This window comes from Mesorhizobium sp. (assembly GCF_004962925.1).
Taxonomy (GTDB): Bacteria; Pseudomonadota; Alphaproteobacteria; order Rhizobiales; family Rhizobiaceae; genus Mesorhizobium.
Genome location: NZ_SUEO01000131.1, coordinates 10,294 through 18,180 on the forward strand (window position 1 = coordinate 10,294; position 7,887 = coordinate 18,180).

9 protein-coding genes are annotated in these 7,887 nt (G+C 64.4%); 7 read left to right on the forward strand and 2 right to left on the reverse strand.

Annotated features, from left to right (window positions below; genetic code table 11):
* Window positions 1-151: 151 nt before the first annotated feature.
* The 7 genes from ehuC to doeB are packed head-to-tail and all read left to right on the forward strand — an operon-like array spanning window position 152 to window position 6,480.
* Complete coding sequence (gene ehuC / locus E5W87_RS23010; protein WP_292402676.1) at window positions 152-811, forward strand: ectoine/hydroxyectoine ABC transporter permease subunit EhuC; 660 nt, start codon at window positions 152-154, stop codon at window positions 809-811.
* Between the two features lie 16 nt (window positions 812-827).
* Window positions 828-1,487, forward strand: a complete 660-nt coding sequence (gene ehuD, locus E5W87_RS23015) for an ectoine/hydroxyectoine ABC transporter permease subunit EhuD (RefSeq protein WP_292402679.1) — start codon at window positions 828-830, stop codon at window positions 1,485-1,487.
* Between the two features lie 6 nt (window positions 1,488-1,493).
* Entirely contained in the window at window positions 1,494-2,270 is a 777-nt protein-coding gene (gene eutA, locus E5W87_RS23020; RefSeq protein ID WP_292402683.1) for an ectoine utilization protein EutA, read from the forward strand.
* A gap of 4 nt (window positions 2,271-2,274) precedes the next feature.
* Window positions 2,275-3,267, forward strand: coding sequence for a hydroxyectoine utilization dehydratase EutB (eutB, locus tag E5W87_RS23025; protein ID WP_292402686.1), 993 nt, complete (start codon window positions 2,275-2,277; stop codon window positions 3,265-3,267).
* Window positions 3,264-4,256 carry an ectoine utilization protein EutC gene (gene eutC, locus E5W87_RS23030; RefSeq protein WP_292402689.1) on the forward strand — a complete coding sequence of 331 codons (993 nt, stop codon included), beginning with the start codon at window positions 3,264-3,266 and terminating at the stop codon, window positions 4,254-4,256. Before eutB ends, eutC begins: the two co-directional genes overlap by 4 nt.
* Window positions 4,257-4,294: 38 nt before the next feature.
* Window positions 4,295-5,473: an ectoine hydrolase DoeA gene (doeA, locus tag E5W87_RS23035; protein WP_292402693.1), complete on the forward strand. Its 1,179-nt coding sequence runs from the start codon at window positions 4,295-4,297 to the stop codon at window positions 5,471-5,473.
* Window positions 5,470-6,480, forward strand: a complete 1,011-nt coding sequence (gene doeB / locus E5W87_RS23040; RefSeq protein ID WP_367118861.1) for a N(2)-acetyl-L-2,4-diaminobutanoate deacetylase DoeB — start codon at window positions 5,470-5,472, stop codon at window positions 6,478-6,480. Before doeA ends, doeB begins: the two co-directional genes overlap by 4 nt.
* An 18-nt stretch (window positions 6,481-6,498) precedes the next feature.
* On the opposite strand, the gene E5W87_RS23045 is transcribed toward doeB, so the two are convergent.
* Window positions 6,499-7,599, reverse strand: coding sequence for a siderophore-interacting protein (locus E5W87_RS23045; RefSeq protein ID WP_292402699.1), 1,101 nt, complete (start codon window positions 7,597-7,599; stop codon window positions 6,499-6,501).
* On the reverse strand, window positions 7,592-7,887 hold a 296-nt coding region (locus E5W87_RS23050), incomplete at its 5' end, for an iron chelate uptake ABC transporter family permease subunit (protein ID WP_292402701.1). The genes E5W87_RS23050 and E5W87_RS23045, both read right to left, overlap by 8 nt.

The window sequence follows — 7,887 nt, forward strand, 5'->3', positions numbered from 1 at the left end:
GTCACGAAGTGACGGATGAGGGGCAGCGCCATACTTTGGTTGGTTCGCGCCGCCCCTCATCTGCCTGCCGGCATCTTCTCCCCGTGAACGGGGAGAAGGGCTGTCGCGGCAGTCTCGCATAACCGCAAACGATAGGAAATTTTGAATCGCAATGACCCAATGGTCCGGCTATTTCGGCCTGATATTGCAGGGAGCGCTGATCACCATCGAGCTGACGCTGATGGGGTCGGTGCTTGCCCTGATCATGGCCTTTCTCGCCGGATTGGGGCGGCTGTCGCGTTTTTTCGTCATTCGGGCGCTGGCCACCGCTTATATCGAATTTTTTCGCGGCACCTCGATCTTCGTGCAGCTGTTCTGGGCCTATTTCGTGCTGCCCTTCATCGGCATTTCGCTGACGCCGTTGCAGGCCGGCGTGCTGGCGCTCGGCCTCAATGTCGGCGCCTATGCGGCAGAAGTGGTGCGCGGCGCCATCCAGTCGATCGGCCGCGAACAGTACGAGGCCTGCACCGCGCTCAATCTCGGCCGCTGGCAAGCCATGCGCCATGTCATCCTGCCGCAGGCGCTGCTGGTCATGTTGCCGACCTTCGGCAACAACGCCATCGAATTGCTCAAGGCCACCGCAGTCGTTTCGCTGATCTCGCTCACCGACCTGACCTTCCAGGCGCAAGTGGTGCGTTCGCAGACCGGCAATACGCTGGTGCCGTTCACCACCATCCTCATCATCTATTTCGCCCTTGCGCTGATCATTTCCTGGGGTGTCCGATCGCTGGAGCGCCGTATGGCGCGCGGCCTCGACGGGGTGCGCGTCTGATGGATCGGGTCTCATAATGGAGTGGGATTGGAACTTCGTCTGGGAGATCATGCCGACGCTGATCCAGGGCGTGAAGATCACCATCCTGGCGACACTGCTCGGCTCGGTTCTGGCCGCGATCGTCGGGCTGGCTATCGCGCTGGCGCCGCGCTCGCCGAACAAGGGCTTGTCGCGCACCGTCGGCTTCCTCGCCGAATTCATTCGTGGCACGCCGCTTTTGGTGCAGCTCTATTTCATCTTCTACGTGCTGCCGGATATCGGTATCCTGCTGCCGCCGCTGGTGGCGGGCGTCATCGGCCTCGGCCTGCACTACGGCACCTACACGGCCGAGGTCTATCGCGCCGGCATCGACAATGTGCCGCGCGGCCAGTGGGAAGCCGCCAAGGCCTGCAATCTGAATGCCAGGCAGACCTGGACCCACATCATCATGCCGCAGGCGATTCCGCCGATGATCCCGGCGCTTGCCAACTACTTCATCGCCATGTTCAAGGAGACGCCGCTGCTTTCGGCGATCACCGTGCTGGAACTGATGAACCAGGCCAAGAGCGTCGCCAATACCTATTACCGCTACGTCGAACCGATGACCTTGGTCGGCGCTTTCTTCCTCGTCATCAGCCTATTCTCGGTCGTGCTGCTGCGCTGGCTGGAACGCCGCTACGGCAAGATCGAGAGGTAGTCTTCCATGAAACACTTGCTCGAAATCAGACTGACGTCGACACGGCCGGCGCTCGACGCGCGTCCGCTGGAAAAGCGCGTCGGCCTGATCATCCTTGCCACCGATCATACGACCGAACCGGATTTTCGCCGCATGGTGGCAAGCGACCGGATCGGCGTCTATGTCGCGCGCATCCCCTACGCCAATCCGACGACGCCGGAGAATTTGCGCAAGATGCAGCCATCGCTGACCGCGGGCGCGGCGCTCATCCTGCCCGACGAGCCGCTCGACGCGATCTGCTATTCCTGCACCTCGGCCTCGGTGGTCATCGGCGATGCCGAGATCGAGGCGGCGGTGCAGGCAGCCAAGCCCGGCGTGCCCGTGGTCACGCCGCCGATGGCAGGGGTGCGCGGCTTGAAGGCGCTGGGCGCCAGGACGATCAGCATTCTCACCCCTTACACGGTCGAGACCAGCCGGCCGATGGCGGCCTATTTCGCGGCGCACGGTTTCGATATCGCCAGCTTCACATGCCTGGGCTTCGAGGACGACCGCGAGATGGCACGGATTGCGCCGACATCCTTGGTCGATCTGGCGCGCGAGGCGACCGATGCGCAAGCGGACGCGCTGTTCGTCTCCTGCACGGCGCTGCGGGCCGCACTTGCTGTGGTCGGCATGGAAGAGGCGATCGGCCGTCCGGTCGTCACCAGCAACCAGGCGACGGCCTGGAACTGCCTGCGGCTTTGCGGCGACGACGAGCCGCGCGCTGAATTCGGCCGTCTGATGACGCTGCCGTTGGGACAATGAGGCCATGACACTTGCGCCCATCACCCTCTCCGATATCCGCGCGGCGCGCGAGCGCGTCGCAGGCAAGGTCGAGCGCACACCGATCGTGCTTTCCCGGAGTCTTTCCGGGCATTTGGGTGCGCCTGTTTATCTCAAGCTCGAACATCGGCAGATCACCGGCAGCTTCAAGCTGCGCGGCGCCTCGAACGCTATCGCGTCGCTGAACACTGATGAGAAGGCGCGCGGCGTGGTCGCCGCCTCGACCGGCAATCACGGCCGGGCGCTGGCCCATGCGGCGAAGCTCGAAGACATGCGCGCGACGATCTGCATGTCGCGACTGGTGCCGCAGAATAAGCTCGACGAAATCCGCCGGCTCGGCGCCGAGATCCGCATCGTCGGCAACAGCCAGGACGATGCGCAGCAGGAGGTCGATCGGCTGGTCGCGGAAGAGGGACTGGTCATGCTGCCGCCCTTCGACCATCCTGATATCATCGCCGGGCAAGGCACGCTCGGGCTGGAGATCATCGAACAAATTGCGGACGCCGCTCTAGTGCTGGTGCCGTTGTCCGGCGGCGGGCTGGCGGCGGGTGTGGCAGCTGCCGTGAAGGGCGTCAGCCCCGGCACGAAGGTCATCGGCGTTTCGATGGCGCGGGGTGCGGCGATGAAGGCGAGCCTCGACGCCGGACATCCCGTTTTGGTCGAGGAACTGCCGACGCTGGCGGATTCGCTCGGCGGCGGCATCGGCCTCGACAACCGGCTGAGCTTCTCTATGTGCCGCAACCTGCTCGACGGCGTGATCCTGCTCGACGAGGACGAGATCGCCGCCGGTATCCGCCATGCCTATGAACAGGAGCGCGAGATCGTCGAAGGCGCCGGCGCGGTCGGCATCGCCGCGGTGCTTGCCGGCAAGGTCAGGGCGAGCGGCCCCACAGTGCTCATTCTGTCCGGCCGCAACATCGACATGACGCTGCACAGGAACATCATCTGTGGCGAAGCAATTGAGGAGAGCGCTGCATGAGCCGGATGACGATACTCACCGAAGCCGAATTGCGCGCGATCGTGAAGCTCGATCTCGATGCCGTCGCCTGCGTCGAAAATGCGTTCCGCGCGCTTGCCACCTTGCCGGTGGCGATGCCGCCAATCCTGCGGCTCGACATTCCCGAGTATCGCGGCGAGGTCGACGTCAAGACCGCCTATGTGCCTGGGATCGACGGTTTTGCGATCAAGATCAGTCCCGGCTTCTTCGACAATCCGAAGCTCGGCCTGCCCAGCGTCAACGGCATGATGGTGCTGCTGTCTTCAAAAACCGGACTGGTCGAGGCGCTGCTGCTCGACAATGGCTATCTCACCGACATCCGCACCGCCGCGGCCGGAGCGGTCGCGGCGAAGCATCTTTCGCGGCCGGACTCCTCGATCGCCGCGATCTTCGGCGCCGGCGTCCAGGCCGGGCTGCAGCTCGAGGCGCTGATGCTGGTGCGGCCGATCGCCGAGGCCCGCATCTGGGCGCGGGATGCCGTCAAGGCCGAAGCAGCGGCGGATGCATTGCGCGAAAGACTGGGCATTGTCGTGCGTGCGGAGCCCGATGCGGCAATAGCGGTGGCCGGCGCCGACATCATCGTCACCACGACGCCGTCGACCGAGCCGCTGATCAAGGCCGGCTTCATCTCCGCCGGCCAGCACATCACCGCTATGGGCTCGGACGCAGAGCACAAGAACGAGATCGCGCCGGCGATCCTGCGCATGGCCGATCTTTACGTCGCCGACAGCGCGAAACAGACGCGGCTGCTGGGCGAACTTCATCATGCCATCGCGACGGGCGTGATGGCGGCCGATGCCGAGATTACCGAGCTCGGCCAGATCATCGCCGGCGAAAGACATGGCCGGCGCTCGGCCAGCGACATCACCATCGCCGACCTCACCGGCACCGGCGTGCAGGACACGGCGATCGCCACACTCGCCCGCGACCGTGCCCGGGCGGCCAACACCGGTACTATTTTCGAAAGCTGATGCTGGCCGCAAGGCCCAACAAACGAGGACCAAGAACAATGCAGCCAAATCTCAAATTCTCGCGCGGCGAATATGCGGACCGCCTCGCCAAGACACGGAAGGCCATGGAGGCCAAGGGCGTCGATCTCCTTGTTGTCAGCGACCCGTCCAACATGGCCTGGCTGACCGGCTATGACGGCTGGTCGTTCTACGTGCACCAGGCTGTCATCGTGCCGCCGTCGGGCGAACCGGTGTGGTACGGGCGCGGCCAGGACGCCAACGGCGCAAAGCGTACCGCCTATCTCGCGCACGACAACATCGTCGGCTATGCCGACCACTATGTGCAGTCGACCGAACGCCACCCGATGGATTTTCTCTCGCAGGTGCTGGCAGATCGCGGCTGGGGCAAGCTCAGCATTGGCGTCGAGATGGACAATTACTGGTTCTCGGCCGCCGCCTTCGCTTCGCTGCAGAAACATCTGCCCAACGCCCGCTTCGTCGACGCCACGGCACTGGTCAACTGGCAGCGCGCGGTGAAGAGCCCGACGGAAATCGACTATATGCGCAAGGCCGCCCGCATCGTGGAAGCGATGCACCAGCGTATCGTCGACAAGATCGAAGTCGGCATGCGCAAATGCGATCTGGTCGCCGAGATCTATGATGCCGGCACGCGTGGCGTCGACGGTATCGGCGGCGACTATCCGGCGATCGTGCCGCTGCTGCCGTCGGGCGCCGACGCGTCGGCGCCGCATCTGACCTGGGACGACAGGCCGATGAAGTCGGGCGAGGGCACCTTCTTCGAGATCGCCGGCTGCTACAACCGCTACCACTGTCCTCTTTCCCGGACTGTGTTTCTTGGTCAACCCACGCAGGAGTTCCTCGATGCCGAAAAGGCGACGTTGGAAGGCATGGAGGCCGGGCTTGCCGCGGCAAAGCCCGGCAATACATGCGAAGACATCGCCAACGCCTTCTTCGCGGTGCTAAAGAAATACGGCATCGTCAAGGACAACCGCACCGGCTATCCGATCGGGCTTTCCTATCCGCCGGACTGGGGCGAACGCACGATGAGCCTGCGCCCCGGCGATCGCACCGAGCTGAAGCCCGGCATGACCTTCCATTTCATGACTGGCCTGTGGCTGGAGACGATGGGGCTCGAGATAACCGAATCCATCCTGATCACCGAGACAGGGGTCGAGTGCCTTGCCAATGTGCCGCGCAAGCTGGTGGTGAAGAATTGAGCCCGACGTCCCAGCTTCGCCCATCACCGATTACGCCGACGGTCGATTTCGACCGGGACGGCGTGCAGCACGGTTTCCTGCGCCTGCCCTACAGCCGTGACGATTCGGCCTGGGGATCGGTGATGATCCCGATTTGTGTGATCCGTAACGGCAGCGGGCCGAGCGCGTTGCTCACCGGCGGCAATCATGGCGACGAGTATGAGGGGCCGCTGGCGCTTTATGATCTCGCCCGCGCGCTCGATCCGAAGCACGTCAGCGGCACGGTCATCATCGTGCCGGCGATGAACTATCCGGCGTTCCGCGCCGGCACCCGCACCTCGCCGATCGACAAGGGCAATTTGAACCGCAGCTTTCCAGGCCGACCAGACGGCACGGTGACCGAGAAGATCGCTGATTACTTCCAGCGCGAACTCTTGCCGCGCACCGATATCGCGCTCGACTTCCATTCCGGCGGCAAGACGCTCGACTTCGTGCCGTTCTGCGCCGCCCATATCCGGCCCGACAAGGCGCTGGAGGCGAAGGGCTTCGCGGCGGTCGAGGCGTTCTCGGCACCGTGGTCGATGAAGATGCTGGAGATCGATGCGGTAGGCATGTTCGACACTGCCGCCGAAGAAATGGGCAAGCTGTTCATCACCACCGAACTTGGCGGCGGTGGGACTTCTCGCGCGGAGACGGTGCGGATCGCGCGTCGCGGCGTGCTCAATGTGCTGCGCCATGCCGGCATTGTCGCCGGTGCGGTCGAGATGCAGCCGACCCGCTGGCTGGACATGCCGTCTGGCGATTGCTTCTCGTTCGCCGAGGACGACGGGATGATCGAAACGATGATCGATCTCGGCGAGCCCGTCGAAGAGGGCCAGGTCCTGGCGCGCATCCATTCCATCGGCCGCACCGGTTCCGCACCGCAGGAGATCAGGGCAAGAATGTCCGGCCTTCTGGCCGCGCGGCATTTCCCCGGACTGGTCAAGGCGGGCGACTGCACCGCAGTGGTCGCTGTGCTTGTCGATTGAAGGCAGAGCCAGCCAAACTCAGGTTTGGTCGTTCTGCCGCGCGGTATCGCCCTCGAAGCCGCAACGCCAATAGGCGACCACGAGGTGCGCGTCGCGCGCCAGCTTCCGGTCCTGCCTGAGGTAGGACCGGATGGCGCGGAAGCTCTTGTGCTCGCAGCCGATCCAGGCGAAGACGCTGCGCCCCTCTTCGGGCCAAGGCACATCCCGGACCGCGTCCTGAAGCAAAGCCGATTTGCCTGGCGCCACGCCGTTCCTGTGCAGCCATTTTATATCCAGTGTGGCCTGCGAAACCAGCTTCTGCTCTTCGTCGCCATCAGCGACTTCGATGCGGACGACGGCGTGCACGCCTGCCGGCAGCGCCTCCACGATGCGGCCGATCGCGGGCAGGGCGGTCTCGTCGCCGGCAAGCAGGCACCAGTCGGCTGTGGGCACGTCGCCGCCGCCTGGCCCGGTCATCCCGACGATATCGCCGATCCGCGCATTGGCCGCGAAGCGTGCGCCGGGCATGCCGTCGCCATCATGCAACACGAAATCGATATCGACCTCTCCCTTTTCGACGTCGATGCGGCGGATCGTGTATACGCGCACATCCGGCCGCCGTTCCGCTTCCGGCCATGCCGGACGGCCGTCCACGCCGGTGACCGGCCAGGCGGGTGCGGCGCCATCCCGGGGAAGCAGCAGACGGACGTGAAGCCCGCCCGTCGCGAAGCGTCCAAGGTCGCTTCCGGCCAGGGTCAGCCGACGCATATGCGGCGTCACGTTGACGGTTCGCGCAACGCGCATCTCGCGGAAATAGGGCAGCGGTTGACCCGCTGCGCCGTCGCCTTGCCAGATGATGTTGGGCTTTTCCGCCGAGGCGAAATGCAGCAGGTGCTCGGCGATGGAGAGCTTCACATAGGCCAGGGATGTCTCGTCCCTGCCTTCGGCAAGGACCTTCAGGCAGCGTTGGCAGGCTTCCATGCTGGCCGAGCCGAAAGCCGTGTCGATGCGGCTGCAGGAGCCGTCGACGGCGACATCGCCATGATCGGCAAAATGCGCGCAAAGCCGCTTCATGATGTCTTGCGGACAAGACAGCAAGATCTCAGCGGATGCCTTGAGGTTCCTCGGCATTTCAACCATGGCGCGGTACTCCTTTAGCGAGCAGATGGACGAGATAAGGTCCGCCAAGCAGCGAGGCGAACAGGCCGACGGGCAACTCGTATGGAAAGGCCACCATGCGCGACAGCCAGTCCGACACGATCATCAACAGCGCGCCGACAAGGACCGCGCCGGCTAGGTGAAGCTGGGCGCGGGTAAAGCCGATCAGCCGCGCAAGGTGCGGCGCGATGAGGCCGACGAAGCTCAGCGGCCCGACGAACATTGCGGCAAGTGCGGTCAGGATTGCTGCGAGCACGATCAGCGTCAGCC